Annotated in this window: 27 protein-coding genes; 18 read left to right on the top strand and 9 right to left on the bottom strand. The window is 63.2% G+C overall.

What is annotated here, in order from left to right; genetic code table 11:
• Nucleotides 1–64: 64 nt before the first annotated feature.
• Nucleotides 65–478 carry a Cu(I)-responsive transcriptional regulator gene (gene cueR / locus B0B52_RS11080; protein ID WP_077593704.1) on the bottom strand — a complete coding sequence of 138 codons (414 nt, stop codon included), beginning with the start codon at nt 476–478 and terminating at the stop codon, nt 65–67.
• Complete coding sequence (locus tag B0B52_RS11075; RefSeq protein ID WP_077593703.1) at nt 475–669, bottom strand: heavy-metal-associated domain-containing protein; 195 nt, start codon at nt 667–669, stop codon at nt 475–477. Before B0B52_RS11075 ends, cueR begins: the two co-directional genes overlap by 4 nt.
• A 157-nt stretch (nt 670–826) precedes the next feature.
• Here B0B52_RS11075 and B0B52_RS11070 point away from each other — a divergent pair, with 157 nt between their 5' ends.
• Together B0B52_RS11070 and B0B52_RS11065 are read left to right on the top strand one after the other, a co-directional pair.
• Nucleotides 827–3,040 (top strand): cation-translocating P-type ATPase, encoded by a 2,214-nt coding sequence (locus B0B52_RS11070; RefSeq protein ID WP_077593702.1) that lies wholly within the window; start codon nt 827–829, stop codon nt 3,038–3,040.
• A 44-nt stretch (nt 3,041–3,084) separates the two neighbouring features.
• Nucleotides 3,085–3,666 (top strand): hemerythrin domain-containing protein, encoded by a 582-nt coding sequence (locus tag B0B52_RS11065; protein WP_077593701.1) that lies wholly within the window; start codon nt 3,085–3,087, stop codon nt 3,664–3,666.
• 94 nt (nt 3,667–3,760) lie between these two features.
• Here B0B52_RS11065 and B0B52_RS11060 read toward each other — a convergent pair whose 3' ends face one another.
• The gene (locus B0B52_RS11060; RefSeq protein ID WP_077593700.1) at nt 3,761–4,864 is read right to left on the bottom strand and encodes an alkene reductase; all 1,104 of its coding nucleotides are present in this window, start codon (nt 4,862–4,864) and stop codon (nt 3,761–3,763) included.
• Nucleotides 4,865–5,649: 785 nt separating this feature from the next.
• On the bottom strand, nt 5,650–6,258 hold the full coding sequence (gene gstA, locus B0B52_RS11055) for a glutathione transferase GstA (RefSeq protein WP_077593699.1): 609 nt from the start codon (nt 6,256–6,258) through the stop codon (nt 5,650–5,652).
• A 106-nt stretch (nt 6,259–6,364) separates the two neighbouring features.
• Between gstA and B0B52_RS11050 the strand changes: the two genes are divergently transcribed.
• The 4 genes from B0B52_RS11050 to B0B52_RS11035 all read left to right on the top strand — a co-directional run bounded on the left by B0B52_RS11050 (nt 6,365) and on the right by B0B52_RS11035 (nt 9,181).
• Nucleotides 6,365–7,672 (top strand): hypothetical protein, encoded by a 1,308-nt coding sequence (locus tag B0B52_RS11050; protein WP_077593698.1) that lies wholly within the window; start codon nt 6,365–6,367, stop codon nt 7,670–7,672.
• A gap of 202 nt (nt 7,673–7,874) precedes the next feature.
• Nucleotides 7,875–8,060 (top strand): DUF1328 domain-containing protein, encoded by a 186-nt coding sequence (locus B0B52_RS11045; protein WP_077593697.1) that lies wholly within the window; start codon nt 7,875–7,877, stop codon nt 8,058–8,060.
• Nucleotides 8,061–8,094: 34 nt separating this feature from the next.
• Nucleotides 8,095–8,361, top strand: coding sequence for a hypothetical protein (locus B0B52_RS11040; RefSeq protein ID WP_077593696.1), 267 nt, complete (start codon nt 8,095–8,097; stop codon nt 8,359–8,361).
• The gene (locus B0B52_RS11035) at nt 8,342–9,181 is read left to right on the top strand and encodes a transglutaminase family protein (protein WP_077593695.1); all 840 of its coding nucleotides are present in this window, start codon (nt 8,342–8,344) and stop codon (nt 9,179–9,181) included. Before B0B52_RS11040 ends, B0B52_RS11035 begins: the two co-directional genes overlap by 20 nt.
• On the opposite strand, the gene B0B52_RS11030 is transcribed toward B0B52_RS11035, so the two are convergent.
• Together B0B52_RS11030 and B0B52_RS11025 are read right to left on the bottom strand one after the other, a co-directional pair.
• Nucleotides 9,178–10,068 (bottom strand): bile acid:sodium symporter family protein, encoded by an 891-nt coding sequence (locus B0B52_RS11030; RefSeq protein WP_077593694.1) that lies wholly within the window; start codon nt 10,066–10,068, stop codon nt 9,178–9,180. The genes B0B52_RS11035 and B0B52_RS11030 overlap by 4 nt on opposite strands.
• Nucleotides 10,069–10,123: 55 nt before the next feature.
• Nucleotides 10,124–10,894 (bottom strand): class II aldolase/adducin family protein, encoded by a 771-nt coding sequence (locus B0B52_RS11025; RefSeq protein WP_077593693.1) that lies wholly within the window; start codon nt 10,892–10,894, stop codon nt 10,124–10,126.
• A gap of 171 nt (nt 10,895–11,065) precedes the next feature.
• Here B0B52_RS11025 and B0B52_RS11020 point away from each other — a divergent pair, with 171 nt between their 5' ends.
• A complete protein-coding gene (locus B0B52_RS11020) occupies nt 11,066–11,731 on the top strand; it encodes a Crp/Fnr family transcriptional regulator (RefSeq protein WP_077593708.1) in 666 nt (221 codons plus the stop codon).
• A 94-nt stretch (nt 11,732–11,825) separates the two neighbouring features.
• Here B0B52_RS11020 and B0B52_RS11015 read toward each other — a convergent pair whose 3' ends face one another.
• On the bottom strand, nt 11,826–12,806 hold the full coding sequence (locus tag B0B52_RS11015; protein ID WP_077593692.1) for a helix-turn-helix domain-containing protein: 981 nt from the start codon (nt 12,804–12,806) through the stop codon (nt 11,826–11,828).
• Between the two features lie 301 nt (nt 12,807–13,107).
• Here B0B52_RS11015 and B0B52_RS11010 point away from each other — a divergent pair, with 301 nt between their 5' ends.
• From B0B52_RS11010 to B0B52_RS10985, 6 genes are all read left to right on the top strand, one after another.
• The gene (locus B0B52_RS11010) at nt 13,108–14,307 is read left to right on the top strand and encodes an amino acid ABC transporter substrate-binding protein (RefSeq protein WP_077593691.1); all 1,200 of its coding nucleotides are present in this window, start codon (nt 13,108–13,110) and stop codon (nt 14,305–14,307) included.
• Between the two features lie 101 nt (nt 14,308–14,408).
• Nucleotides 14,409–15,284: a branched-chain amino acid ABC transporter permease gene (locus tag B0B52_RS11005; protein ID WP_077593690.1), complete on the top strand. Its 876-nt coding sequence runs from the start codon at nt 14,409–14,411 to the stop codon at nt 15,282–15,284.
• Nucleotides 15,285–15,398: 114 nt separating this feature from the next.
• The gene (locus tag B0B52_RS11000) at nt 15,399–16,376 is read left to right on the top strand and encodes a branched-chain amino acid ABC transporter permease (protein WP_077593689.1); all 978 of its coding nucleotides are present in this window, start codon (nt 15,399–15,401) and stop codon (nt 16,374–16,376) included.
• Nucleotides 16,369–17,112, top strand: a complete 744-nt coding sequence (locus tag B0B52_RS10995) for an ABC transporter ATP-binding protein (RefSeq protein WP_077593688.1) — start codon at nt 16,369–16,371, stop codon at nt 17,110–17,112. The genes B0B52_RS11000 and B0B52_RS10995 overlap by 8 nt, the downstream gene beginning before the upstream one ends.
• The gene (locus B0B52_RS10990; RefSeq protein WP_077593687.1) at nt 17,109–17,924 is read left to right on the top strand and encodes an ABC transporter ATP-binding protein; all 816 of its coding nucleotides are present in this window, start codon (nt 17,109–17,111) and stop codon (nt 17,922–17,924) included. The genes B0B52_RS10995 and B0B52_RS10990 overlap by 4 nt, the downstream gene beginning before the upstream one ends.
• An 18-nt stretch (nt 17,925–17,942) precedes the next feature.
• Nucleotides 17,943–19,397, top strand: coding sequence for an aldehyde dehydrogenase (locus B0B52_RS10985; protein ID WP_077593686.1), 1,455 nt, complete (start codon nt 17,943–17,945; stop codon nt 19,395–19,397).
• A gap of 645 nt (nt 19,398–20,042) precedes the next feature.
• Here B0B52_RS10985 and B0B52_RS10980 read toward each other — a convergent pair.
• Nucleotides 20,043–20,336 carry a YkgJ family cysteine cluster protein gene (locus tag B0B52_RS10980; protein WP_077593685.1) on the bottom strand — a complete coding sequence of 98 codons (294 nt, stop codon included), beginning with the start codon at nt 20,334–20,336 and terminating at the stop codon, nt 20,043–20,045.
• 63 nt (nt 20,337–20,399) lie between these two features.
• Nucleotides 20,400–20,990, bottom strand: coding sequence for an NADPH-dependent FMN reductase (locus B0B52_RS10975; RefSeq protein WP_077593684.1), 591 nt, complete (start codon nt 20,988–20,990; stop codon nt 20,400–20,402).
• Nucleotides 20,991–21,091: 101 nt separating this feature from the next.
• Here B0B52_RS10975 and B0B52_RS10970 point away from each other — a divergent pair, with 101 nt between their 5' ends.
• The 5 genes from B0B52_RS10970 to B0B52_RS10950 all read left to right on the top strand — a co-directional run bounded on the left by B0B52_RS10970 (nt 21,092) and on the right by B0B52_RS10950 (nt 25,291).
• Entirely contained in the window at nt 21,092–21,334 is a 243-nt protein-coding gene (locus B0B52_RS10970) for a type II toxin-antitoxin system Phd/YefM family antitoxin (protein WP_077593707.1), read from the top strand.
• A 74-nt stretch (nt 21,335–21,408) separates the two neighbouring features.
• Nucleotides 21,409–21,819 carry a type II toxin-antitoxin system VapC family toxin gene (locus tag B0B52_RS10965; RefSeq protein WP_168173535.1) on the top strand — a complete coding sequence of 137 codons (411 nt, stop codon included), beginning with the start codon at nt 21,409–21,411 and terminating at the stop codon, nt 21,817–21,819.
• 89 nt (nt 21,820–21,908) lie between these two features.
• Complete coding sequence (gene mnmG / locus B0B52_RS10960; RefSeq protein ID WP_077593682.1) at nt 21,909–23,894, top strand: tRNA uridine-5-carboxymethylaminomethyl(34) synthesis enzyme MnmG; 1,986 nt, start codon at nt 21,909–21,911, stop codon at nt 23,892–23,894.
• On the top strand, nt 23,894–24,553 hold the full coding sequence (rsmG, locus tag B0B52_RS10955; RefSeq protein ID WP_077593681.1) for a 16S rRNA (guanine(527)-N(7))-methyltransferase RsmG: 660 nt from the start codon (nt 23,894–23,896) through the stop codon (nt 24,551–24,553). The genes mnmG and rsmG overlap by 1 nt, the downstream gene beginning before the upstream one ends.
• Nucleotides 24,554–24,664: 111 nt before the next feature.
• Nucleotides 24,665–25,291 carry a LysE family transporter gene (locus tag B0B52_RS10950; RefSeq protein ID WP_077593680.1) on the top strand — a complete coding sequence of 209 codons (627 nt, stop codon included), beginning with the start codon at nt 24,665–24,667 and terminating at the stop codon, nt 25,289–25,291.
• Nucleotides 25,292–25,326: the final 35 nt, after the last annotated feature.

The raw sequence follows: 25,326 nt of genomic DNA, 5'->3' as shown, positions 1-25,326 counted from the left end.
GGAGTGGGGAGTTGCGCCTGCTGTCAGGAACAAACCACTGCCGCAGCGTGACGCAAAAAAGCACTTAACTTGCGTGCTTGCCACCCGCCAGATCATCGAGGATGGGACACTCCGGCCGGTCGTTGCCCTGGCAGCAGTGCACCAGGTGGGCCAGCGTCTGTTGCATCGACTGCATGGCGGCAATGCGTTGGGCCAGGTCGTCGGCGTGCTTCTGCGCGATGCGCCGCACGCTCGCGCTTGCGCGGCGGCGGTTTTGCCACAGACTGACCAGCTCGGCGATCTCGGCCATCGAAAAGCCGAGATCACGCGCGCGTTTGATGAAGCGCAGTGTGTGGACCTCGGCTTCTGTGTACTGGCGATAGCCGCTGTCACTGCGGTGCACCTGCGGCAGCAGGCCCAGCGACTCGTAGTGCCGCACCATTTTGGCCGACACACCGGACTGGCGCGCCGCCTCGCCGATGTTCATGGGCCCGCTCATGCGGTGGCGTAGCCTTCTTCGGTGATGGCAGCAATGAGGGCGTCGCGGGGCTTGTCCGACTGAACCTCCACTTTGCCTGTCGCGCGGTCTATCTTTACTTCGGCCTGGGGGTCGAGGGTTCTGACGGCCTGGGTCACGGCGCGTTCACAGTGGCCGCAGGTCATGCCCTGCACGTTGAAGGTCTGGTTCATGAGGAGATCCTTTCGGTTTCAAATGGAGACGGTCTGAAGCTTGAACCTTGCCATGATGGTAAGGTCAACTGCCACCGGATCAAACCCCTGAAACGCGTGGGGTTGATCTGCGTCAAGGCTTGACCTTGCCATGATGGCAAGGTTGAACATCCGTTATATGAACACCACCCTATCTCCCTCTACCCTGGACCTTGGCATCAGTGGCATGACCTGCGCGTCGTGTGTGTCGCGTGTCGAGAAAGCCATCCGGAAAATTCCAGGTGTGCAGGATGCCACCGTGAACCTCGCCACCGAATCGGCGCGTGTGGTGTATGCGCCTTCGGTGCAGATCGACGCCCAGATTCGCCGCGCGGTGCGCAGTGCGGGTTATGAACCGCGTGCGCCCGAAGAGGCCTTGCCGGAAGACCTGTCGCCCTGGGCCGGCTTTGCGCCCGTCGCGATCGGACTGCTGCTGTCGGCACCGCTGGTCGTGCCCATGCTGGGTGACTTGCTGGGCAAACACTGGATGCTGCCGGCGTGGCAACAATTCCTGCTGGCAACGCCCGTGCAGTTCATCCTGGGGGCGCGTTTTTACCGGGCCGGCTGGCATGCGCTGAAGGCCCTGACCGGCAATATGGATCTGCTGGTGGCCATTGGCACCAGTGCCGGGTGGGGCCTGTCTATGTGGCTGTGGCTCAGCGCTGAGGCCGACACGATGGTGCATCTTTATTTCGAGGCTTCGGCCGTGGTGGTGACGCTGGTGCTGCTGGGCAAGTGGCTGGAGGCGCGCGCCAAACGCCAGACCACCGCGGCCATACGCGCGCTGCATGCCCTGCGGCCTGATATCGCGCATGTGTTACAGGGCACGGGCGAGGAAGCCGACCTGCCGGTGGCCGAGGTGCTGTTGGGCGACCGCCTGGTGGTGCGGCCCGGTGAGCGCATTCCGATGGACGGCCTGTTGCAGGAGGGCCAGACCCAGGTGGACGAATCGATGCTCACCGGCGAGCCGCTGCCCGTGACCAAGCAGCCTGGCGACAAACTCACCGGCGGCAGCATCAACGGCGACGGCCGCGTGGTGCTGCAGGTGAGTGCGGTGGGCAGCGAGAGCGTACTGGCCCACATCATCCGTCTGGTGGAAGACGCGCAGGCGGCCAAGGCGCCCATCCAGCGGCTGGTGGACCAGGTGTCGGCGGTGTTTGTGCCGGTGGTGCTGGCCATCGGTCTGCTCACCTTGCTGGGCTGGCTGTGGGCCGGTGCCGGGATGGAGACGGCGCTGATTCACGCGGTGGCCGTGCTGGTGATTGCCTGCCCCTGTGCGCTGGGGCTGGCCACGCCGGCGGCCATCATGGCGGGCACCGGGGTCGCGGCGAAGAACGGCATTTTGATCAAGGACGCGCAGGCACTGGAACTCGCGCACAAGGTCGATACGGTGGCGTTTGACAAGACCGGCACGTTGACGGTCGGCCGGCCGCGGCTCGTGGCATTTGTCGTGTCTCCGGACGCAGACGAAGCGGCACAGCTGGCCGTCGCCGCCAGCCTGCAAAGCGGCAGCGAACACCCGCTGGCGCGTGCCGTGGTTGCGGCGGCGCAGGAGCGCGGCATGACGGTGGCGCAGCCCGATGGCCTGCGCGCTGTGCCGGGCCGTGGCAGCGAGGGTGAGGTCGGTGTGCGCAGCTACCTGATCGGCAGCCTGCGCTGGATGGACGAGCTCGGTGTGGACCTCGGCGCGCTGGCGCCGCAGGCGCAGCGGCTGCAGGGCGAAGGCGCGACGCTGGCCGTGCTGGTGGAGCGCACGGCGCAAGGCCTGAGTCCCCGGGCGCTGATGGCCTTTGCCGACGAACCCAAGCCCGAAGCGAAACAGGCGCTGGCGGCGCTACGTGCGCGCGGCATCCGCATCGTGATGATTTCTGGTGACAACCAGGGTGCGGCGCTGGCCATGGGCGCGCGGCTGGGCTTGGGTGCCGATGAGGTGATGGCCGAGGTGCTGCCTGGCGATAAAGCCGCGAAGGTGGCGGCGCTGAAGATGGGCGGCCATGTCGTGGTTATGGTGGGCGACGGTGTCAACGATGCGCCGGCGCTGGCAGCGGCCGATGTCGGCATGGCCATGGGTACGGGCACTGACGTGGCCATGCACGCGGCCGGCATCACGCTGATGCGCGGCGATGTGGCGCTGGTCGCCGGTGCCCTCGACATCTCGCACCGCACGGTGATGAAGATCCGGCAGAACCTGTTCTGGGCCTTTGCCTACAACGTGGCCGGCATCCCGCTGGCGGCGCTGGGTTTTCTGAGCCCGGTAGTGGCCGGGGCAGCCATGGCGCTGTCCAGCGTGAGCGTGATCTCCAATGCGCTGCTGCTCAAGCGCTGGCAGCTGCGGGGCCAGCGCAGGCCTTGACCTGGATCAACACGCAGCCCCGGTGACTGTGTGAAGCTGCAACCATGCCACATTCGACCCTTCAAATCATCCGAGACGAACACGCTGCCGTGGCGGCCGTGTTGCGTTCGCTGTCGATGATGATGGAGCGCGGGCCGGGCGATACGCCTGAACGGTTTTTTGACGTGCTGCGCGCAATGCTGTTTTACATCGACGAGTTTCCCGAGCGGCTACACCACCCGAAAGAGTCGGACCTGCTGTTTCCCCGGCTTGCGCGGGCCGCGCCCGAACTCATGCCGGTGATCCGTCGGCTGGAGGCCGACCACATGACAGGCGAAGGCAAGGTGCGCGAACTGCAGCACCTGCTGCTGGCCTGGGAGTTGGTCGGTGAGTCGCGGCACGCGGCTTTTGCCGATGCGGCCCAGGCTTATGTGGCCTTTTACCTGGACCACATGCGCATCGAAGAAACGCAACTGCTGCCGGCGGCACAGAAAGCACTGACGCCCGATGACTGGGCCCAGCTCGACGCGGCCTTCCAGCATGAACGCGACCCCTTGGCCGGCGGTGTGCGCGACCCGTGTTACGACCGGCTGTTCACGCGCATCGTGTTGACCGCGCCCGCTCCCATTGGTGTGGGGCAGGCCTGAGCACGAACTTCAAGTAAAAACCGGTGTTCGCCCTTGCATTACGGGTGCAAGCAGCTATTGTTTTGATGGCAAATATGCGGCAATCCGTTTCTATTCAGGCGAGCGCCGGATAGTCTGTGTAGCCCTTTTCACGGCCGCCATAAAAGGTGGTTTTGTCCGGTGTGTTGAGCGCTGCATTGGCGCGCAGACGTTCCACCAGATCGGGGTTGGCAATGTAGGGCCGGCCAAAAGCCACCAGGTCGGCGCCGCGCTTGACGGCCTCTTCCGCCAACGCCTTGTCGTAGCCGTTGTTGACCATCCACGCACCCTTGCCGCCCGCCGTGCGGTAGACGGCTTTCAGTGCGGCGTAGTCAAACGGGCGCTCGGCCAGGTCGCGCGGCCCGCCGGTGGCGCCTTCAATGATGTGGATGTAGGCCAGGTTCAAGGTGGCCAGCTGCCGTATCACATGGTCGAACAGTGGCTGGGGATCGCTGTCAAAAGCGTCATTGGCCGGTGTGACCGGTGACAGGCGGATGCCGGTGCGGCTGCCGCCGACGGCGCCGGTCACGGCGCGTACGACCTCCAGCAACAGACGGGCGCGGTTTTCAATGCTGCCGCCGTAGTCGTCGGTGCGTTTGTTGGAGCCATCCTTGAGAAACTGGTCGAGCAGGTAGCCGTTGGCCCCGTGGATTTCGACACCGTCAAAACCGGCGGTTTCCACCGCATTGCGCGCCGCAGCCTGGTAGGCGTGCACGATGCCGGGCAGCTCCTCGGCCTTCAGCGCGCGCGGCTCGGAGGTTTCGACAAAGGCCGGCACGCCGTCCTTGATCAGCACGGTTTTTGTTTTGGCGGTGATGGCCGAGGGTGCCACCGGTTTGCCACCTTCGGGTTGGAGATCGTTATGCGAGACGCGGCCGACATGCCAGAGCTGCACCACGATCTTGCCGCCTTTCTGATGCACGGCTTGCGTTACCTTTTTCCAGCTGTCGAGCTGCTCGGTGCCGTACAGGCCGGGCACGTCCGAGTAGCCCTGGCCCTGGTGGCTGATGGCGGTGGCCTCGGTGATCAGCAGGCCAGCGCTGGCGCGCTGGGCATAGTAGGTGGCGGCAATGTCGGGCGGAATCGCGCCGGGTGAACGATTGCGCGTGAGCGGTGCCATGACGATGCGGTTTGCGAGTTCGAGGTCGCCGGCTTTGGTGGGGTCGAATAGGGTTGGCATGGGGGGGCGGTGTCCGTGAGATAAAACAGTTGCCAGTGTGTGCCTGGTTGAATTGGCTTGTGCAACACGGGTTGCTGGATTCGTGGTATTCGGGGATGAGTTGATGGTTTTGTTGGTTGATCTCGGGCGTTTACTTTTTGCCTGCTAGCCGGGGGTAGCCCGGCGGCTACTTACTTTCTTTTGCTTCGCCAAAAGAAAGTAAGCAAAGAAAAGGCGACCCCGCTGCCTGCGTCCCTTCGCTTCGCTACGGGCAACCTGCGGTGCTCGGTCCAGCCGGGGCCAGGCTCGAACTCGCTGCGCTCAGACAATCGCCCGTCCTGATCCGTCTGGCCCTGCGCTCCTCGGCGCAGTCAGAAGGGGTGGGGAGCAGGATCGGGAGCGGATCCGGATTCGGGCACGCAATCGGGCTCCGGCGAGGATGCGCTTTGCGCGTCCTCGCCTCCCCGAATTGGTATTTGTTTTCGGTCTCCGCTCCCCCACCCGTCGGGCTGGGCCGAGGAGCGCAGGCAAAAGCGGATCAGGGCTCGCGATTGTCTGAGCCGAAGGCGAGTTCGAGCGAGACCCCGCTTTTGGCGAGCACCGCAGGTTGCCCGTAGCGCAGCGAAGGGACCCAGACCATCGGGTCGCCTTTCTTTTCCTTAGGTTTCTTTGGCGAAGCAAAGAAAAGTAAGTCGCCCGCCGGGGCGAGACCCGGCTTGCAGGCACACCACAAACGGTGGGACAAGATAGTCAGCAAACATGGATCCCGTATCAAGTCCGGGATGACAAGACCGACAGAAGTTCGGTTACTTCAGCAACCCTTCATGCTTCATAGCCACCTGCACCGCAGGCCGAGCCGCCACCCGTTCGCGAAACGCATTGATGTTCGCAAAACCGGTGATATCTACCCCAACACGCGGCGCCCAGTTGGTGACGGTGAACAGGTAGGGGTCGGCCACGCTGAAGTTGTCGCCCATCAGGTACTGCTTGCCGCCGAGCTGGGCGTCCACCCATTTCAGACGGGACATCAGCTTGTCGATAACCATGGGTTTGTACTCGGCGGGAGTGGTCGGAACGAAGAGCGGACTGAAGCCCTTGTGAAGCTCTGTACCTATGAACGTCAGCCAGGACTGCATCTTGTAGCGTTCCAGCGTGCCGTTGGCAGGCGCGAGCTTTTTGGCAGGCACCTGGTCGGCGATGTATTGCACGATGGCCGGTCCTTCGGTAATACGCGTGCCGTCGTCGAGCTCCAGAAGAGGCACATAACCGAGCGGGTTGATGGTGTAGTAGTCGGTGCCGTCTTCAAGCTGGTGGGTTTTGGTGGGCGCCAGCACGTGCTTGAAAGCCAGGCCCGATTCGTGCAGGGTAATGTGGGGCGACAGGGAACAGGCACCTGGGGAGTAATAGAGCTTCATGGGTTTTCCTTTGGAATGAAAGAGTGGACGCCATCACGGAGCGCACAAACCACGCCCATGCTAGCGCGTGCGGGTATTTCCTGCAGGGACTCGCCACAATACGGGCATGACAAGAACTTTCAAATGGTTGACAGGTGCAGTGCTGGCCGTCCTGCTGCTGCTGGGCGGTGTGGTGCTGGGATTGCAAGGCTGGGTGCGCAGCGATGATTTCAAGCAGCGGGTGACGCGGGAGGCTTCGGCGCTGCTCGGCCTGCCCGTGCAGCTTGCCGGTATCGAGGTGGCGTTGTGGCCCCTGCCGGCCGTCGCGCTCAACGGCATTGAGGTGCAGAGCCGGCCGCCCCTGACGCTGGCGCGCCTTGAATTGCGGCCCGGCTGGTTTGCCTTGCTGCAGGGCCGGCTGGAGATCGCCACGCTGGTGTTGCGCGATGCGGTGTTGCCGCAGCAGGCTATTGACGTGCTCTTGCTTTCGCTACAAAAAAGGAAGCAAGGTATGCCTGCGGTATCTGGGCAAACGGGCAAAAAAGCATCCAACCAGCCGCCGGATGGCGATGCAGCGGTGGCAGACTGGTTGCCGCGCCGCGCGCTGTTGCAAGGGGTGAGCTGGATCAGCCTGAAGGGCGCCAGCACCACGCTGGATGCCGAGCTACGACTGGGCGATGACGGTTTGCTGGATGATGCGTCGCTGCAGGTGCTCAAGGGCAACTTGCAGGGCCTGCGCGGCAAATTGCAGCGCGAAGAGGCGGGGCAGTGGATGCTGCGTATCGACGTGGGTGGCGGAACGGTTGGCGGACGGATCGGCATGCAGGGCGAGCCGTCCGCGCAAGGGGGCCAGGTGCTGGTGTTACAGGGCCAGCTGGAGACGCGCGGTGTCGAGGTCTCGGCACTGACCGCACCCAACCGCCCGCTCAGTGGCCGGCTGGAGGCTTCAACCACCCTGAAGGCCCGGGCGACGACGACGGGCGGTTTGGTGGATGCCCTGCAGACGCAGACCCGTTTTACGGTGAAAGACGCAGTGCTCAACGGCTTGGATCTGGTGAAGGCCGTGCAGACTGTCGGGCTGAACCGCGGCGGGCAGACGGCGCTGGACACCCTGGCCGGACAGGTTCAATCCCAGGGGCGTGCGGCGCAACTGACCAACCTGGTGGCAAGTTCGGGTGCGTTGAGCGCCACCGGCAACGTGGCCGTTTCGGCGGCGCAGGCCCTGAGCGGGCGCATCAGCGTCAGCCTGGGCGGCACGGTGGCGGTGCCGCTGGTAGTCGGCGGCACGCTGGCGTCGCCCGAGGTCACGCTGACCCGTGGCGCAATGCTGGGTGCAGCTATCGGCACGGTGGTGATGCCCGGCGTGGGAACCGGGGCCGGGATGGAACTGGGAGACCGCATGGGTGAAGGCTTGAAGAAGCTCTTCGGCAAGTAGGGGCTTTCGGATTGATGCGCGAATTGACTTCCAGCCCTTGATTTTATTGTGCTTCTAGCTATTGAAAAGAGAGCAAATGAAGCCGGGAATTGTCCTACACGGGCATGCGAGTGCTGCTGATTCGACCGGTCATCGGGGCAACCTATCATTCAGGCTTGATTGCAGGGCATCTTTGCCTGGCGCTTTTTCGGGAGAGACAAACATGTTGAAGTACGCAATTATTTTCGCCATCATTTCGCTGATCGCGGGCGCCCTTGGTTTCGGCGGCATCGCGGCTGGCTCGGCCGGCATCGCCAAGATCCTTTTTGGCTTGTTCCTGATTCTGGCCGTGATTTTTGTGGTGCTGGCCGCCCTGGGCGTGGGCGCAGTCAGGAAGGCGCTGAAGTAAGTGTCGGCCGGCGGCTTCCCGAACGATCGTTTTCATGAGCATGCCCGACAGGCCGGAGGTGGCCGCAAAGGCGGACAGCGAGTTACGCCGCGTAGAGCAGCAGCGTGCGCCCATTGCGCAGCTTTTGCTGGTGGCACGCCTGCGGGCGCGCAACCGGCGCGATCTGGCGAGGGACTCGCTTGAGCGCGCCGCACACGTGATATTCGTTACCTGCAAAAACTGGTTTTCGTCGTCGCGCAAGCCAGACAACCTGCCGCAGCCACTTCCTAAAGAAGGCCCCGATGCACACCGCCACGATTGACTGCCAGCTTGACTATGACGTTCTCGGCCCGACGCACTTCTGCTTCAACATTGAAGCGGCTTTTCACGAAGCCCACCGGGTGGTGGAGGAGCGCCTGAGTGTGACGCCCAGCGTGAAGGTGCGCCATTTCTGCGACGAACGCAGCGGCAACCGGTTTTTTCGTCTGGACGCCCCGCGTGGCCAGCTTTCGGTGAACTACCACGCGCAGGTGGAGCTGAACCATGCCAAAGTGCCGCTGCATCTGGAAGAGGCGGCAGTGACCGCCGTGCCCGATGACGTGTTGCGTTACCTGATGCCCAGCCGCTACTGCGAGTCCGACGTGATGAGCCGCGCCGCGCAGCAACTGTTCGGCCACCTGTCGCCGGGTTTGTCGCGGGTGCGCGCCATTGAGAGCTGGATCCATGAATCGATTCATTACCTGCCGGGTTTCAGCAATTCAACCACCACGGCGCAAGAAGTGTTTGTGCAACGTGCCGGCGTCTGCCGCGACTTTGCCCACCTGGGTATCACGCTGTGCCGCGCGCTCAACATTCCGGCCCGGCTGGTGGTGGGCTATGTGTATTTTGACGAGCCGCCGCAGGATTTCCACGCGGTGTTTGAAGCCTGGCTGGACGGGCGCTGGGTGCTGTGTGATGCGACCCGCATGGCGCCGAACGACCGATTGGTGCGCGTGGGCACAGGGCGCGACGCCAAGGACGTGGCTTTTGCCACCATCTTTGGCGCCGTGCAGATGCTTCGCAAGGAGCTGGTGATTGACCAGGGTGACACACCTTCAGTCGCTGGCACCCGGCCGCCCGCCCCCTCGCTGGTGCCTGCTTAAACCTTCGCGCTCAGGGCGTTCACGGCCTCCGGTGATTTTCGTCGGAGCACCAACAGGCCAAACAGTGTGGCGGTGATGTACATGCTGACGGAGTAAATGGCTGCCGGCAATGCGAGCTGAAAGTTGTTCAGCACCGCCAGCGCGATAAAGATCGCCAGCGTGGAGTTGTGAATGCCGATTTCATAACTGATGGCCGTCGACATGGGCTTGTCCAGCCCTGCGGCGCGTGACAGGTAGTACCCGGCCAGCAGGCTGATCAGGTTGAAGCCCACCACCGCCGGGCCGATGCTTGCAAAGCTGGTACTCAGTGCCTGCCACTCCTTGGCCAGTGCGCCAATGGCTACCACCGCCAGCACCACGGCGCTGAAAATCTTCATCGGCTTTTCGGACCGAGCGGCAAAACCCGGCTTCAACCTGCGCACCCACATGCCGATAAAAACCGGCACCAACACAATCGTAATCACTTCCACCACTTTGCCGAACTGCAGCGGTACCACCTGGCCGGTTTTGGCAAAGTGGTTAATGGCCCAGTTGGCGATCAGCGGGAGGGTGACGATGGACAGCACGGTGTTGATCGCCGTCAGCGAGATGTTCATGGCCACGTTGCCGCCGAAAAGGTGGCTGAAGAGGTTGGCAGAAATACCGCCCGGCGAGGCGGCCAGCAGCATCAACCCGACTGCAAACAGCGGCGGTACACCCAGGCCAACAATCAGCAGGTAGCAGGCGACAGGCAGTACGACGATTTGCAGCAGCAAAGCCACTGCGACAGCCTTCGGGTGCTGGAACAGCCGGGTGAAATCCTGCGTGGTGAGTGACAGGCCCAGCCCAAACATGACCAGTGCCAGCGCCCCCACCAGCAGCTGGGTGACGATGGGCGAGCCGTTCATTGGGAAACCTCCACGCGCCGCGCTGCGGTATTCGCCCTGGGAGCGGCCCGGCGGCTCATGACTTGTAGCTCTCGTCGAGCCGGTCGAGCTTGCGGATCAGTGAAGGCCAGACAAATGCGCCGCCCATGCCGCCCGTTTGCACACGCATGGCTTCGCTCACGCCCTTGACGATCAGCGGGTTGACTTCGGTCAGCGTGCCGCCGGCCTGTGCGTCGAGCTGGATGCGGCAGGTGTTTTCAAAGGTGTACATCGAGAGAAAGGCGTCGGCAATGGTTTTGCCGACGACGAGCAGCCCGTGGTTGCGCAGCATGAGAAAGTTGGCGCGGCCCAGGTCGGCCTGCAGGCGCGGCTTCTCGTCGTCGCGGAAGGCCACACCTTCGTAGGTGTGGTACGCCAGCGAGGCCAGCACAAAGGTCGACTGTTGGCTGATCGGCAAAATGCCGCAGGCCTGTGCGCTGACCGCGACGCCGGCGCGCGTGTGGGTATGCAGCACGCAGCCGGCGTCTGCACGGGCTTCATGCACGGCGCTGTGAATTACAAAGCCGGCCGGGTTGACGGGAAAGGGCGAGTCGATGACCTTGTTGCATTGGTCGTCCACCTTGACCAGGCTTGACGCGGTGATCTCGTCGAACATCAGGCCGTAGGGGTTGATCAGGAACTGGTGGCTGCCGGCGCCAGAAACCGACTCGGGCAGCTTGGCGCTGATGTGGGTGAAGACCAGGTCGCTCCAGCCGTACAGCGCCACCAGGCGGTAGCAGGCGGCGAGATCGCAACGCAGTTGCCATTCTTCGGCGCTGACAACTTCCTTGAGTGAGGGGATGTGCATGGTTTGTCTCCTGGGGACGTAGTTATATAAAAAAACGGGCTTGATGCACGATACGTAAGAGCTTGACGGACAACTGTCAAAAATTTGACAATTGGTCTTGTGAATGTACTTCCCGGGACACGGACCCCTTCCCCGTCTTCTTCCGGCGCGGCCGACGCCTTGTTGCTGCGCATGTCGGCCAACCCCTGGTTTGGCGCGCTGCGTCTGGCTGACCGGCAAGTGCTGCTGGGTGCGGCGGAGCTGTTGCGCCTGCGCCCCGGGGAAATGTTGTTTCGCCAGGGGGATGCGCCCGGCGGGTTTTACGGCCTGCTCAGCGGCACGCTGAAAATTTCATCACTGCGCGAAGACGGGCGGGAAGCGATTTTCGTGGTGCTGGAAGCCGGCAACTGGATGGGCGAGATTTCCCTGATGGACCACCAGCCGCGCACCCACGACGCCACAGCCCTGGGCCCCGTGGAGGTACTGGTGGTGCCGCAGCCGGTGTTTACCGCGCTGATGGATGAAGCGCCTTTTGCCCGCGCCGTGGCCGCCATGCTTGCCGCGCGCGTGCGTTCACTTTATGGCCTGGTGGAAGATGCGGCGTTGCGGTCCACCCGGGCCCGGGTGGCGCGGCGGCTGCTTCTGCTGGCGCGAGGCGATGTCACCATGGCGGCCGATGACCGGCCGGTGGTGCCGGTGTCGCAGGAGGCCCTGGCCATGATGCTGGGCATCACGCGGCAGACTTTGTCGAAGGAGCTGAAGGCCCTGGCGGCGCTGGGTGCGGTGGAGCTGCGTTACCGACGCATCGTGATTGCTTCGGGGGCGCGGCTGAAAGCCTTGAGCGATCCTTCGCGCTGACAAGGCGCCATCAAACAGGGCTGTCAAAGACGCTATTAAAAAAGGAGCTAATTGCGCCCGTATCTATTGGGCTAGAGCCCGATTTCATTCAATGTCAGTGCTGCAGGGGCTGTACAACGGTGCGCAGAAGCGGCGACTGCCTGAACGCGCTGGGGCTGAGGCCGGTGTGGTCGCGGAACACGCGGCTGAAGTGCGAAAGGTTGTTGAAGCCCCAGGACAGCGCAATGTCGGTGATGGGGCTGGCCTGCGGGCCGTTTTGCTGCAGCTCGCGGATGCAGGCTTCCAACCGCAGGTGCAGGATGTAGCTGGCCAGGGTTTCTTCTTCACCGGCAAAAGCGTTATGGAGGTGGCGTTTGCTGCAGTTCAGGGCTGTGGCGATCTGCTCGATGTTGAGCGCGGGGTCGCGCAGCCGCCCCGCCACATAGGCGCGAATGCGGTCCTTCAGCGCTTCGCGCTGGGTCACGGCGGTTTCCTGCCCGCTCAGCTCGATCAGCGACAGGCGCACCAGCTGGGCGATCAGCTCGCCGGCGCCGCGGGCGGCGGCGGCGCTCATGTTGGGCAGTTCCTGGTAGGTGCTGCGCATGGTGGTCAAAGCCACGCGCGAGATGCCGCTGGCGCCGCCTACATGGCGGGCCATCAGGTTTTCCAGCGCCAGGCCGCGTTCGATCAGCTGGGCTTTGGGCACCATGACGATCAGGTGTTCCACGCGTTCGGGGTTGTCCACGGCGTAGGAGCCGGTGGTGTCGTAGATGGTCCAGGCGCCGGGGCTGACCCAGGCGCGCCGGCCCATTTGTTCGACGCCGGCGCGGCCTTGCATGGGGGCAACGATCTTGAAATAACCGGTGTCGCTGGCACGCGCCATGTCGGCGGTGCGCACGACGCGGTGGCGGTTGGCTTCGAGCTTGGTCAGGATGACATCACCGGCCTGGCCGGCGGCCATGTGGCCGTCGAAGTCGGTGTCGCCGTACAGGTCTGACTGCAGGCCACCGAAGTGTTTCCACACCCATTCACGCCATACCGGTGCGCGTTCGCGTGGGGCGAAATTGTCGGTGGATACCACTGTGGCCGCAGTCATATTTGTCTCCAGTTTTTCGGGGCTTGGAGCGCAGGTGCGCTGCGCCGGGCCGCCCCAAGCAAGCACAGCCCCCTCGGGGGGCAGCGAAGTACGCGAAGCGACAAGCGTGGGGGCCCTTCCCCCATGGAAAAGATTATGGGCGTTGTGCCTTGTCCTGTCGGGCTTTCAGGTCAAGGGTTAACCCCGATCTGCGTGCGCTCTGCGTCAACTGCTTTGTGCACGCTGAGCAAAGCGGGCGGCCCGGCGGCTGCCTAACATGCGGATTCCAACAGCCCTTCAGGGCGACTACACAGGAGACACCATGGTCCAGCCATCCAAGCGTCAATTGCTCAAGGGCGCCGCAGCCGCCGTCGGCGCAGCTGCTTTTGCGCCCTCCCTTTTTGCCCAGGCCAGCCCTGTGCGCATCGGTTACGCCATTGCCCGCACCGGCCCGTGGACCGGCGGCGCGCAGGTCAGCCAGGAGCCCAACTACCTGCTGTGGGCCGAGCAGCAGAACGCGGCCGGCGGCCTGGATGTCAAGGGCACCAAACGCCCGATTGAATTGATCAGCTCGGACGACCGCAGCGACATCGAAACCTGCGTGCGCTCGTATGAAAAACTGATGGGCAGCGACAAGGTCGATTTGATCCTGCCGCCCTGGGGTTCGAACGCCAACTTCGCGATTGCACCGCTGGCCAACCGCATGGGTTACCCGGTGCTGGCGCCGACCGCGCTGTCGCGCAAGCTGGTTGAGCTGAAGCTGCCGAACTTCTTTTTACTGCTGCAGCAGCCCGACCGCATGGTCGGCGCGCTGGTCGACATGCTGGTGGCCAATGGCGTGAAGACAGTGGCCATCATTTATGTGGACGACCTTTTCGGGCTGGAGAATTTTTCGGCTCTGAGAACGGCGCTGCGCAGCACCGGCATTCAGGTGGTGGAAGAAAAAAGCTACCCAGGCGACATCAAGGACTTGTCGCCGGTGCTGCGTTCCATCAAGGACAAGAACCCGGAGGCCTTCGTCGGCCTGAGCTACCCGCCAGACACCATCCTGGCGAGCAAGCAGTCCAAGGAGATCGGTTTCAACCCGAGGTTTTATTACGCCTCGGTGGGCACCGCCTTCCAGCTGTATCGCAATGTGATGACACCGGCCGGTGCCGAAGGTGTGCTGGGCATGGGTTCCTGGAACAGCAAGACCAGCCCGGCAGCCAAAGCCTACTTCGATGCACACACCAAGAAATTCGGCGGCAAGGAGCCGGATCGCTGGGCCAGCGGCCACTGCTGGGCCGGCCTGGAGATCCTGCAGGCGGCCGTGGCCAAGTCTGGTCTGGACCGCAAGGCGATCCGCGACTACATTGCCGGCAACACGCACAAGACCATCATTGGCGACATCAAGTTCACCGGCAGTGAAAACACCGCCACACCGGGTACCGTGAGCCAGTGGCAAAACGGCGAGTTCGAGGTGGTGTGGCCGCAGAAAGTGGCGACGGCCAAGCTCAGCCTGGTCAAGCCCGCCTGGAAATAAAAAGGCTCCCCCCCGAAGCGCCTTCGGCGCCTCCCCCTCGAGGGGGCGACACCTGCGGCCCGGTAAAGCCGGTTCCGCGGTGTCCTTGAAATAAATTCCCCATGTCACTTTTTTCCTGGCTTGAACTGATTGCCTCCGGTCTGATTACCGGCGGCATTTACGCGCTGGTGGCGCTCGGGCTGAACCTGCAGTACGGCCTGATGCGCATCCTGAACATTGCCCACGGCGAGTTTTTGATGCTGGGTGCCTACCTGACGTGGATGGCGCAGACCTCGCTGGGCATCTCGCCGCTGCTGATGGTGCCGGTGTCTTTCCTCGTGCTGATGGCGCTGGGCCTGGTGATCCACAGGCTGTGCTTCCGGCGGCTCACGGTGACCTCGCCCAACCTGGACATCTTTGAGGCGCGTGGCCTGATGGTGGCTTTCGGCCTGATGTTCCTGGTGCAGAACTTTGCCTCCTTCATGTGGGGCGGCGATCTGCGCGGCTATGACTACCTGGCCGAGCCGGTGAAGATTGGCGGGGCGCAGTTTGCCGGCAACAAGCTGCTGGTGTTTGGCCTGGCGCTGCTGTTTTCTGGCGCGCTGATTGCACTGCTGCGCTTCACCTTGCTGGGCAAGGGCGTGCGTGCGCTGATGCAGTCGCCGACCGGCGCGCAGCTGGTGGGCATCGACACGCAGCGCCTGCATCCGCTGATGTTTGGCATTGGCCTGGGCCTGTCGGGCATGGCCGGCTGCCTGCTGTCCATGGCCTACACCATCACGCCTTCGATGGGCGAACCCTACACCGTTACCGCGCTCATCGTGATCACGTTGGGCGGTTTCGGCAGCATGAGCGGTGCACTGGCCGGCGGGCTGCTGCTGGGTGTGGTGGAAGCGCTGGGCATGCATTTCACGAATCCTTCGCTGAAGGCGTTGCTGTCGTACAGCGTGTTTATTGCGGTGTTGTTGCTGCGGCCGCGCGGCCTGTTTGCGAAGTAAACGGAGAAATACCTTGTCATTCAAGAAAAGACAATTTTCCGCCGGGCCGCCCCAAGGAAAATTAGCCCCCTCGGGGGGCAGCGTAGTACACGCAGTGACAAGCGTGGGGGCTCGATGCTAGACAAACAGATTCTTGTGCGCGACTTGCTGTTGCTGCTGGCCTTTACCGGCTGGGCGCTGGCGCTGCCGCATTACGGTAGCGAGTTTGTCGTGTCGATGGCGCTGACCTGCCTGATGTATGTGGCGCTGTCGTCGAGCTGGGGGCTGTTCTGCGGCAGCACGCGTTATTTGTCGCTGGCGACCTCGGCCTTCTTCGGCATAGGCGCTTACACCAGTGCCATCGCGCTGGAACACCTGTCCTGGCTGGAATCGATTGCACTGGGTGCGGGCCTGGCGGCGGTGGTGGCGGTGGTCATAGGCGCGGCCGTGCTGCATCTGCGCGGCACTTACTTTGCGGTGTTGACCTTCGGCATGACGGAGCTGATCCGCCACGCCGTGACGTATTTTGAAAAGAAGGTCACCGGCACCGTGGGCCGGGTGCTGACGGTGGTGCCGGACCGGGACACGATTTACCTGACCGTGCTGGCGCTGGCCGTGCTGGCGGTGCTGGTGTCCATCATCGTGCGGCGCAGCCGCTTCGGCCTGGCATTGATGGGCATAGGCGCCGACGAGCAGCGCGCGCAGACGCTGGGCGTGAACACGCGGCTGATCAAAGTGGCCGGCTTTGCGATGACAGCGGCATTTGCAGGCGCAGTGGGTTCGGCCATGGCCGTGCGCTGGACCTACATCGATCCGCACACGGTGTTCAACCCTTTCATTGGTTTCCAGACCGTGCTGATTGCGCTGATTGGAGGCGCCATGACGCTGTGGGGTCCGCTGATTGCTGCGATTGTGTTCAGCGTGCTGGCCGAGACCCTGCGCCTGCAGGCGCCGCAGGTCTACATGATGTCACTGGGCCTGCTGCTGATTCTCAGCGTGCTTTACCTGCCGAGTGGCCTGGCTTCGTTGCGCTGGGCGACCTTCAGCGGCTGGTGGCGTGACGGCCGTGGCTGGATGCGGAGCCTGGGTAGCAAGGAGCGCAAGAATGGCTGAGCCCCTGCTGCAGGCGCGTGACATCACGGTGCGTTTTGGCGGCCTGACGGCAGTCGACGCGGTGAGCGCAGACTTTCATGCCGGTGAGCTGGTCGGCATCATCGGCCCGAACGGGGCCGGCAAGACCACTTTTTTCAATGCGATTTCTGGCGTGATCGCACCGACTTCCGGGCAACTGCTGGTGGCCGGGCGCAACCTCGCAGGGCGTGGCCCGCACCTCTACGCGGCAGCCGGCATTGCGCGAACCTTTCAGACCCCGCGGGTGTTCCCCGACATGGCGGTGGCCGCCAACATCGACTTCGGGCTGAAGTTCGCAGGGCGAAAACGCAAGGGCTCCTGGCACCTGCGCGACGAGGACAGCATTCTTGAACTGATCGGCCTGCGTGAACAAGCCGCATTGCCCGCGGGCGCCATTACGCCTTCGCAGCAGCGCCTGCTCGAGGTCGGCATGGCGCTGGCCACGCGGCCGCGCATGCTGCTGCTCGACGAGGTGGCGGCGGGGCTGACCGAGGCCGAGATTGAAAACATGGCGCAGCTGATACGCCGCATGCGCGATGAGCTGGACCTGACGGTGGTGTGGATTGAACATGCCGTCACAACCCTGCTGCGCCACGTCGAGCGCGTGATCGTGCTGCACCAGGGCCGCAAGATTGCCGACGGCACGCCTGCCGAGGTGGTGCGCAATGCTGAAGTGATTGAAGCCTATCTGGGTGATGAGATGGAGCAAGCCGCATGATGTGGTACGCCCCGACGCCCTTTGTGCTTGGTACGTCCAGCCATGCGCACCTGAAAGTCCAGGGCCTGAGCGCCGGCTACGGCGCCTTCCTGGTGCTGCGTGACCTGACGCTGGAAATCAAGCCCGGCCTGACCGTCATCCTGGGCCCGAACGGCGCCGGCAAGACCACGTTGTTAAAGGCGCTGTCCGGCCTGATTCCGCGCGGCGGTGAAGTGCAGCTCAATGGCGAAGCGCTGCCCAAAAAAACCAGCGACATCGTCAAAGGCGGCATGGCTTTGGTACCGGAAGGTCGGCAGTTGTTTCCGCAGATGACGGTGACCGAAAACCTCGAGCTTGGCGGCTGGCTGGTTGGCAAGGCCGAACGCGCGCGGCGGCTGGAACAGGCTTTCAACGATTTCCCCAAACTGCGCGAGCGCGCGCAGCAACTGGCCGGCACCATGAGCGGCGGTGAGCAGCAGATGGTGGCGGTGGCCCGCGCGATGATGAGTGCGCCGCGCCTTTTGATGCTGGACGAGCCCTCACTGGGTCTGGCGCCGCGCATGGTGGATGAGCTGCTGGCGATCACACGCCGCATTGCCGACAGCGGCACCACGGTGCTGATGGTCGAGCAGAACGTGAAGAAGGCGCTGGCGGTGGCCGACCGCGGCTATGTGCTGGAGCGCGGCTCGCTGGTGGCCAGCGGGCCGGCCGCACTGCTGGCGCGTTCGACTGTCATTCGTGAAGCCTATCTGGGTGCCGGTGCTGCCGGGGCCACCACGGCCACAAGTGCTGCGAAAACCACCGTTCAGGCTCAGCCTGAACGGGTCCTGTAATTCTCAAGGAGTATTCCCATGTCTGACATGTCCATGCTGATCAATGGCCTCAAGGTCACCGCCGAAAAAGGCGCCACGTTTGAACGCCGCAACCCACTCGATGGCAGCGTCGCCACGCGCGCACCCGCGGCCTCGCCGGCCGACGCGGTGATGGCGGTGGAAGCCGCTGCCGAAGCCTTCAAGACCTGGAGCGCGACCGGCCCCAGCGCGCGCCGTGCGCTGCTGCTCAAGGCGGCCGATGCGCTGGAGGCCAAGACGCCGCAATTCATTGAAGCCGTGGCCGCCGAGACCGGTGCCTCGGGCATGTGGGCGGGCTTCAACGTGATGCTGGCCGCCGGCATGATTCGCGAGGCGGCCTCGCTGACCACGCAGATCAGCGGCGAGGTGATTCCGTCCGACGTGCCCGGCAGCCTGGCCATGGGTGTGCGCCAGCCCGCCGGTGTGGTGCTCGGCATCGCGCCGTGGAACGCGCCCATCATTCTCGGGGTGCGCGCGATTGCCACGCCGCTGGCCTGCGGCAACACCGTGATCTTCAAGGGCTCGGAAAATTGCCCGCGCACGCACCAGTTGATTGTTGAAGCTTTCGCCGATGCCGGTTTTCCGCCCGGCGTCGTCAACTACATCACCAACGCGCCGGCCGACGCGGGCATCGTGGTCGAGGCCATGGTGGCCCACCCGGCGGTGCGACGTGTCAACTTCACTGGATCCACCAAGGTCGGCAAGATCATTGCGATGACCTGCGCGAAATATTTGAAGCCCGTGGTGCTGGAGCTGGGCGGCAAGGCACCGCTGGTGATCCTGGACGATGCGAACATTGACGACGCAGTCAACGCCGCCGCCTTCGGCTGTTTTGCCAACAGCGGCCAGATCTGCATGTCGACCGAGCGCATCATCGTGGACCAGAAAATTGCTGACGCGTTTGTGAAAAAGTTTTCAACCAAGGCAGCCGCGTTGCCGGTGGGCGACCCGCGCAAGCCCGAGCCTGTGGTGCTGGGCTCGGTGATCGGCATGGGCACGGTCGAGCACTGCAATGCGCTGATCGACGATGCGCTCGCCAAGGGCGCCAAGCTGGCCTGCGGCGGCAAGGCGCAGAACACGCTGATGCCTGCAACCGTGCTGGACCACGTGACGCCCGCCATGCGGATTTACCACGAAGAGACTTTCGGCCCGGTCAAGTGTGTGGTGCGCGTGAGCGGCGTCGAGGAAGCCGTGGCCTGTGCGAATGACAACGCTTACGGCCTGTCGGCCGCGGTGTTTGGCGGTGACATGGCGCGTGCTTTCAATGTGGCGCGGCGCATCGACTCGGGCATTTGCCACGTCAATGGTCCGACGGTGCATGACGAGGCGCAGATGCCGTTTGGTGGAGTGAAGGGCAGTGGGATTGGGCGCTTTGGTGGCAAAGCGGGGGTGGCGGAATTTACTGAGTTGCGGTGGATCACTATTCAGACTACGCCTCGGCACTATCCGTTCTGAGGGTCCTCCCGGACTTGATGCGGGATCCATGCAGGCGATCCTCTAACGCCACACTTTCCACCGTTCGGGCTGAGCCTGTTGAAGCTGTCTTTGCCTCCTGCGCTGGAGGGTTGCCCGGCGGCAACTCACTTTCTTTTTGCGTCGCCAAAAAGAAAGTAAGCAAAGAAAAAGGCGCCCCTGCTGTCTGCGTCCCTGCGCTTCGCTCCGGGCAGCCTGCGGTGCTCGGTCCAGCCGGGGTCGAGCTCGAACTCGCCTTCGGCTCAGACAATCGCCCGTCCTGATCCGTCTGGACCTCCGCTCCTCGGCGCATACAGAAGGGTGTGGGGCGAGAACGGGTTCGGGTACGCCATCGGGTTCCGGCGAGGACGCGCTTTGCGCGTCCTCGCCTCCCCGCATCGGTATTCGTTTCCCCCACCCGTCGGGCTGGGCCGAGGAGCGCAGCCGAAAATGGATCAGGGCGAGCGATTGTCTGAGCGTAGCGAGTTCGAGCTCGACCCCATTTTCGGCGAGCACCGCAGGTTGCCCCGGAGCGCAGCGCAGGGGACCCAGACCATCGGGTCGCCTTTCTTTTGGGTACTTTTCTTTGGCGAAGCAAAGACAAAGTGCCTCGCCCGCCGGGGCGAGACCCGGCCTGTTAGCGAGCCATTAAGCCGGAACTGGCAACGGTTTCCCCAGCGACACTGGGCTGGGCGCCGTAGCCTGTTCCAACAAGGTAAGCCAGGCAAGCGCAGCCGGCGCACTCGCACCACACATCTCCATCGAAGGCATCAACTGCCCACAAACCGCCGGCCGCTCAGGCCGGCCGAAGATGCGGCAGGCATTGGCCTCATCCAGCTGCACACAACGCACACCCGCCGGCTTTCCCAGCGGCATGCCGGGAATGGCCGAGCTGATGGATGGGGCGATGCAGCAGGCGCCGCAGCCGGGACGGCAGTTCATTAACATTTTCTGCTATTAATTAAGGAGCAACTGGCGCCTATAGAATAAGGACAAAAGGCCAATTCAGGCATGAAGCCGGCTGCTCGCAAACAGCACCTGGTCGATTACCGCCTGCACATTCTTGCGATGCGCCTCATTCACCAGCTGGCCTTGCGCATCAAACGCATCACCCGCATGGCCCAGGGCAAAAGCTTTGGGTGCAACCCAGCATTGCGCATTGAGCAGCAGCGGCACCAAATGGCTTTGCGAACGTAGGCCGCCCAAGGCGCCGGGTGACGCGCTGAGCATACCCACCACCTTGCCGGTGAAAGACTTGAACCCTTCCTGCCAGGCCGGGTCGGCCTTGACCGGGCTGGAGACCCAGTCGATGGTGTTTTTGAGCAGGGCGGTGTAGCTGCCGTTGTATTCGGGCGAGCAGATGATCCATGCCGGGTGCTCGAACATGATCTGCTTGAGCTTCATCACATCGGCCGGCGTGCCTTTGGCTTCCAGGTCGGCGTTGTACATCGGGATGTCGAAATCCGCCAGCTCGATGTGGGTGACTTCGGCGCCGCCGGCACGGGCCATGTCTGCTGCTGCGTGGGCGAGTTTGCGGTTGAAGGAATTCTGGCGAATGCTTCCGGCAAAGACGAGGAGTTTGGAGGAGGGGCTCATGCGATTGATTTCACCACAGGCCGTGTGGTGGAAAACTGCGTGTGAGGCACCTTGCAAGCACAATCCTGCTAAAATGTACAAAAATCCATATTTTGTACAAAATGCATACCATCGCCCTCAGTGAATTCCGTGCCCATGCGTCCGCCATGCTTGATTTGGTGGAGCAGGGGGAAACCGTGCGGATTTTGCGGCATGGCAAGCCGGTCGCTGAGCTGGTTCCTCTGAAGTCGGAGGCGGTGGTCAAGATGCCCAGCTGGAAGCGGCCTTTCGAGCCGGTGGTTTTGCCGCCCGGTGTGTCCTTGTCGCAGGCGGTGCTCGACGAGCGTAGCGAGTCCCCATGGTAAAGCGCGCGTCTGCTTCTTATCCGGCAGCGCCGGCTGCAACCCGCGGGCTGGTGCGTGATGGGGAGGCCCGGTTGATGTTTGATGCCTCTGCGCTGACCAAACGCTACGCCAGTGAGGCCGGGCGCGAGCGCGTTCTGGCCCTTTTTGAGGCGGCCAGTGAGTTGCTGGTCGCCGCGCATTGCAAAACCGAGGTGGCCTCCGCGCTGTTGCGGCGTCGCCGAGACGGCAGCCTGCCCACTCCCGAATTTGACCGTGCCTGGGCTGCCGCGCAAAGCGATGTGGCAGACATGACGCTGGTACCGCTGGATGCGCGTGTTGAGCGCTTTGCCTTTGCCGCGATGGAGCAAGGCCCTTTGCGCGGCATGGATGCGCTGTACGTGGGCAGCGCGCTGGCGACACGGGTGGACCTGTTTGTCACGGCGGACCGGCGCCAGGCACAAGTGGCGCGCGGCATGGGCTTGCCCACTGAATTGATAGAGAGCTAAAAAATGTTGCCCCCACGTTTGCGGCTTTGCCGCTTCTCTGCCCCCCGAGGGGGCGCAAGTCGTCCTTGGGGCGGCCCTACGGAGCCTTGATGTTTTACCCCCAAGAATTTGACGTGATCGTGGTCGGTGGCGGCCATGCCGGCACCGAGGCTGCGCTGGCCTCGGCACGCATGGGCTGCAAGACTTTGCTGTTGTCGCACAACATCGAGACACTGGGCCAGATGAGCTGCAACCCCTCGATCGGCGGTATCGGCAAGGGCCACCTGGTCAAGGAAGTCGACGCCATGGGCGGTGCGATGGCGCTGGCCACCGACGAAGGCGGCATCCAGTTCCGGATCCTCAACAGCTCCAAGGGACCGGCCGTGCGCGCCACCCGGGCGCAGGCCGACCGCATTCTGTACAAGGCGGCGATTCGCCGGCGGCTGGAGAACCAGCCCAATCTGTGGCTGTTCCAGCAGGCGGTGGACGACCTCATGGTCGAGGGCGACCGGGTGGTCGGCGCCGTCACACAAGTGGGAATCAAATTCCGTTCACGCACCGTGGTGCTGACGGCCGGGACTTTCCTGGACGGCAAGATCCATGTGGGCCTGCAGAACTATTCGGCGGGCCGGGCAGGCGACCCACCGGCGGTGTCGCTTTCGAGCAGACTCAAGGAACTCAAGCTGCCGCAGGGCCGGCTGAAAACCGGCACGCCGCCACGCATTGACGGGCGCACCATTGACTTCAGCAAATGCACCGAACAGCCGGGCGACGGCATGCCGGGTGGCACGCCTGGCGCGGTGCCGGTGTTTAGCTTCATGGGCGGGCAGGTCGCGCACCCGAAACAGATGTCGTGCTGGATCACCCACACCAACGAGCGTACGCACGAGATCATTCGCTCCGGTTTTGACCGCAGCCCGATGTTCACCGGCAAGATTGACGGCGTCGGGCCGCGCTATTGCCCGAGTGTGGAAGACAAGATCAACCGCTTTGCGGGCAAGGAAAGCCACCAGATTTTCCTGGAGCCGGAGGGCCTGACCACGCACGAGATCTACCCGAACGGCATCTCGACCAGCCTGCCTTTTGACATTCAGTACGACCTGGTGCGCTCCATGGCCGGCATGGAAAACGCCCATATCCTGCGGCCCGGCTACGCGATTGAGTACGACTACTTTGATCCGCGGGCGCTGAAAACCAGCTTTGAAACCCGGGCGGTGGGCGGCCTGTTCTTCGCCGGGCAGATCAACGGCACCACGGGTTATGAAGAGGCGGCGGCCCAAGGCATGTTCGCCGGCATCAACGCCGCGCTGCAGTGCCAAGGCAAAGAGGCTTGGCTGCCCAAACGCGACGAGGCCTACCTCGGTGTACTGGTGGACGACCTGATCACCAAGGGTGTGACCGAGCCCTACCGCATGTTCACCAGCCGGGCCGAGTTCCGCCTGATGCTGCGGGAAGACAACGCCGACATGCGCCTGACAGAAAAGGGCAGGGAGCTGGGCCTGGTGGACGACGCCCGTTGGGACGCCTTCAACCGCAAACGCGATGCTGTTTCACGTGAAACAGAACGGCTGCGCTCCATCTGGGTCAACCCGCGCAACCTGCCGCTGGCGGAGGCCGAACGGGTTCTGGGCAAGGCAATTGACCATGAGTACAACCTGCTCGATCTGCTGCGCCGGCCCGACGTGGACTATGCCTCGCTGATGTCTCTGGATGGCGGCAAGTATGCCAACCCTGAGCTGGGCCCCGAGGTTTCACGTGAAACATCGGCGGTCGCCGACATGGCCCGGGACGTGGTTGAGCAGATTGAGATTGCGGTCAAGTATGCCGGGTACATCGACCTGCAGAAGACCGAGGTCGAGCGCGCTTCGCACTACGAAAACCTCAAACTCCCGGCGGACCTGGATTACCTGCAGGTCTCGGCGTTGAGTTTTGAGGCTCGCCAAACCCTGGCCAAACACCGGCCCGAGACTTTGGGCATGGCTTCCCGCATTTCGGGAATCACGCCGGCCACCGTCTCTTTGCTGCTGGTGCACCTGAAAAAGAATCTCTGGAAAAACACGGTTCCGACCCCCTCCGCTGAACAGGCCGAAGCCTGATGCGCGGCGGGGAGCAGGAGTTACGCGCCGGCTTGAAGGCGCTGCAACTGGAACTGGGCGACGCGCAGATCACCGGCTTGCTGGATTTTCTGGACCTGATCGGCAAATGGACCAAGGTCTACAACCTGACGGCAGTGCGCGATCCGGCGGAAATGATGACGCACCATTTGCTGGACAGCCTGTCCGCCATCGGGCCGCTGCTTAGGCATCTGCAAAAAGCCGGCTTGGAGCGGGGCGCCAGACTGCTGGATGTCGGGTCCGGTGCCGGTCTGCCTGGCGTGGTGATTGCCATTTGTTGTCCGGCCGTGGCTGTGACCTGTGTGGACACGGTTGCCAAAAAAGCCGCGTTCATCAAGCAGGTGGCGCTGGCGCTGAAGTTACCTAACCTGACCGGGCTGCATGCGCGGGTCGAAACCATCACCCAGCCTTTTGACGTGATCTGCTCCCGGGCTTTTGCCTCGTTGCACGATTTCACTCAATGGTCCGTTGGGGCGCTCGCGCCGCAAGGCGTGTGGATGGCCATGAAAGGCAAACACCCAGCCGACGAAATAGCCGCCTTGCCGGCCGGCGTAGAAGTGTTTCACGTGGAACAACTGGTCGTGCCGGGACTGGCCGCAGAGCGCTGCATGGTGTGGATGCGGCCCCACAAACCTGGCTGATTCCGGTCGATCGCCCGTTCCGCGGGCAAAAACGGATGCGGATTCGGTGATCGGCGAATTTCAGCCCTGCAGGCTGACGTAAACTCAAACCCTCTGTTTCGGGAGGTTTCCATGCTCGGTTCATTCGTCGGCGTCGCCGACTACGGCGCTTTTGTTGTCGCCATCATCGTTTTTCTGCTGATTCCAGGCCCGGGCAACCTGGCGTTGATCACCTCCACCAGCAAAGGCGGCATTGCCGGTGGGCTGGGCGCAACCCTGGGTGTGATTGCCGGTGACCAGGTTTTGCTGTGGGCGGCAGTGGCCGGCGTGTCGGCCGTGATGGCGGCATACCCCACCGCCTTTCACATAGTCCAGTGGGCCGGCGCGGTGTACCTCGCCTGGCTGGGCTTCAAGATGCTGGTGGCCAAGGCCGGCGACGCGCCTATCTTGCAGATCAAGCCGCGGCACTATTTCCGCCAAGCGCTCCTCATCACCTTGCTGAACCCGAAAGCCATCGTCTTTTACATGGCCTTCTTTCCGCTGTTTGTCGACCCGGCCCAGCACCAGGGCCTGAAGACCTTTGCCGTGATGGCCGCCACCATTGCCGGCCTGACCTTTCTGTATGGCCTGACCTCGGTGATGATCACGTATTTCCTGGCCGAGCGCATCCGCGCCAATCCCAAAATCACCTCGATTCTGAACAAGCTTGCAGGTGTATTCCTGATTGGCTTTGGCATCAAGCTCGCTGTCTCCAAGTAATCCCGCTCCTGTCCCCCTGAAGAGAAGAACAACAA

The organism is Polaromonas sp. A23 (assembly GCF_002001015.1).
GTDB lineage: Bacteria > Pseudomonadota > Gammaproteobacteria > Burkholderiales > Burkholderiaceae_C > Polaromonas.
Note: the sequence above shows the minus strand (reverse complement) of the source record. Positions and strands in the feature narration are given on the sequence as shown.

Bases quoted from the DNA above. Each gene is read 5' to 3' on its own strand.
- cueR (WP_077593704.1), bottom strand. From the start codon at position 478: ATGAGCGGGCCCATGAACATCGGCGAGGCGGCGCGCCAGTCCGGTGTG.
- B0B52_RS11075 (WP_077593703.1), bottom strand. From the start codon at position 669: ATGAACCAGACCTTCAACGTGCAGGGCATGACCTGCGGCCACTGTGAA.
- B0B52_RS11070 (WP_077593702.1), top strand. From the start codon at position 827: ATGAACACCACCCTATCTCCCTCTACCCTGGACCTTGGCATCAGTGGC.
- B0B52_RS11065 (WP_077593701.1), top strand. From the start codon at position 3,085: ATGCCACATTCGACCCTTCAAATCATCCGAGACGAACACGCTGCCGTG.
- B0B52_RS11060 (WP_077593700.1), bottom strand. From the start codon at position 4,864: ATGCCAACCCTATTCGACCCCACCAAAGCCGGCGACCTCGAACTCGCA.
- gstA (WP_077593699.1), bottom strand. From the start codon at position 6,258: ATGAAGCTCTATTACTCCCCAGGTGCCTGTTCCCTGTCGCCCCACATT.
- B0B52_RS11050 (WP_077593698.1), top strand. From the start codon at position 6,365: ATGACAAGAACTTTCAAATGGTTGACAGGTGCAGTGCTGGCCGTCCTG.
- B0B52_RS11045 (WP_077593697.1), top strand. From the start codon at position 7,875: ATGTTGAAGTACGCAATTATTTTCGCCATCATTTCGCTGATCGCGGGC.
- B0B52_RS11040 (WP_077593696.1), top strand. From the start codon at position 8,095: ATGAGCATGCCCGACAGGCCGGAGGTGGCCGCAAAGGCGGACAGCGAG.
- B0B52_RS11035 (WP_077593695.1), top strand. From the start codon at position 8,342: ATGCACACCGCCACGATTGACTGCCAGCTTGACTATGACGTTCTCGGC.
- B0B52_RS11030 (WP_077593694.1), bottom strand. From the start codon at position 10,068: ATGAACGGCTCGCCCATCGTCACCCAGCTGCTGGTGGGGGCGCTGGCA.
- B0B52_RS11025 (WP_077593693.1), bottom strand. From the start codon at position 10,894: ATGCACATCCCCTCACTCAAGGAAGTTGTCAGCGCCGAAGAATGGCAA.
- B0B52_RS11020 (WP_077593708.1), top strand. From the start codon at position 11,066: ATGTCGGCCAACCCCTGGTTTGGCGCGCTGCGTCTGGCTGACCGGCAA.
- B0B52_RS11015 (WP_077593692.1), bottom strand. From the start codon at position 12,806: ATGACTGCGGCCACAGTGGTATCCACCGACAATTTCGCCCCACGCGAA.
- B0B52_RS11010 (WP_077593691.1), top strand. From the start codon at position 13,108: ATGGTCCAGCCATCCAAGCGTCAATTGCTCAAGGGCGCCGCAGCCGCC.
- B0B52_RS11005 (WP_077593690.1), top strand. From the start codon at position 14,409: ATGTCACTTTTTTCCTGGCTTGAACTGATTGCCTCCGGTCTGATTACC.
- B0B52_RS11000 (WP_077593689.1), top strand. From the start codon at position 15,399: ATGCTAGACAAACAGATTCTTGTGCGCGACTTGCTGTTGCTGCTGGCC.
- B0B52_RS10995 (WP_077593688.1), top strand. From the start codon at position 16,369: ATGGCTGAGCCCCTGCTGCAGGCGCGTGACATCACGGTGCGTTTTGGC.
- B0B52_RS10990 (WP_077593687.1), top strand. From the start codon at position 17,109: ATGATGTGGTACGCCCCGACGCCCTTTGTGCTTGGTACGTCCAGCCAT.
- B0B52_RS10985 (WP_077593686.1), top strand. From the start codon at position 17,943: ATGTCTGACATGTCCATGCTGATCAATGGCCTCAAGGTCACCGCCGAA.
- B0B52_RS10980 (WP_077593685.1), bottom strand. From the start codon at position 20,336: ATGAACTGCCGTCCCGGCTGCGGCGCCTGCTGCATCGCCCCATCCATC.
- B0B52_RS10975 (WP_077593684.1), bottom strand. From the start codon at position 20,990: ATGAGCCCCTCCTCCAAACTCCTCGTCTTTGCCGGAAGCATTCGCCAG.
- B0B52_RS10970 (WP_077593707.1), top strand. From the start codon at position 21,092: ATGCATACCATCGCCCTCAGTGAATTCCGTGCCCATGCGTCCGCCATG.
- B0B52_RS10965 (WP_168173535.1), top strand. From the start codon at position 21,409: ATGTTTGATGCCTCTGCGCTGACCAAACGCTACGCCAGTGAGGCCGGG.
- mnmG (WP_077593682.1), top strand. From the start codon at position 21,909: ATGTTTTACCCCCAAGAATTTGACGTGATCGTGGTCGGTGGCGGCCAT.
- rsmG (WP_077593681.1), top strand. From the start codon at position 23,894: ATGCGCGGCGGGGAGCAGGAGTTACGCGCCGGCTTGAAGGCGCTGCAA.
- B0B52_RS10950 (WP_077593680.1), top strand. From the start codon at position 24,665: ATGCTCGGTTCATTCGTCGGCGTCGCCGACTACGGCGCTTTTGTTGTC.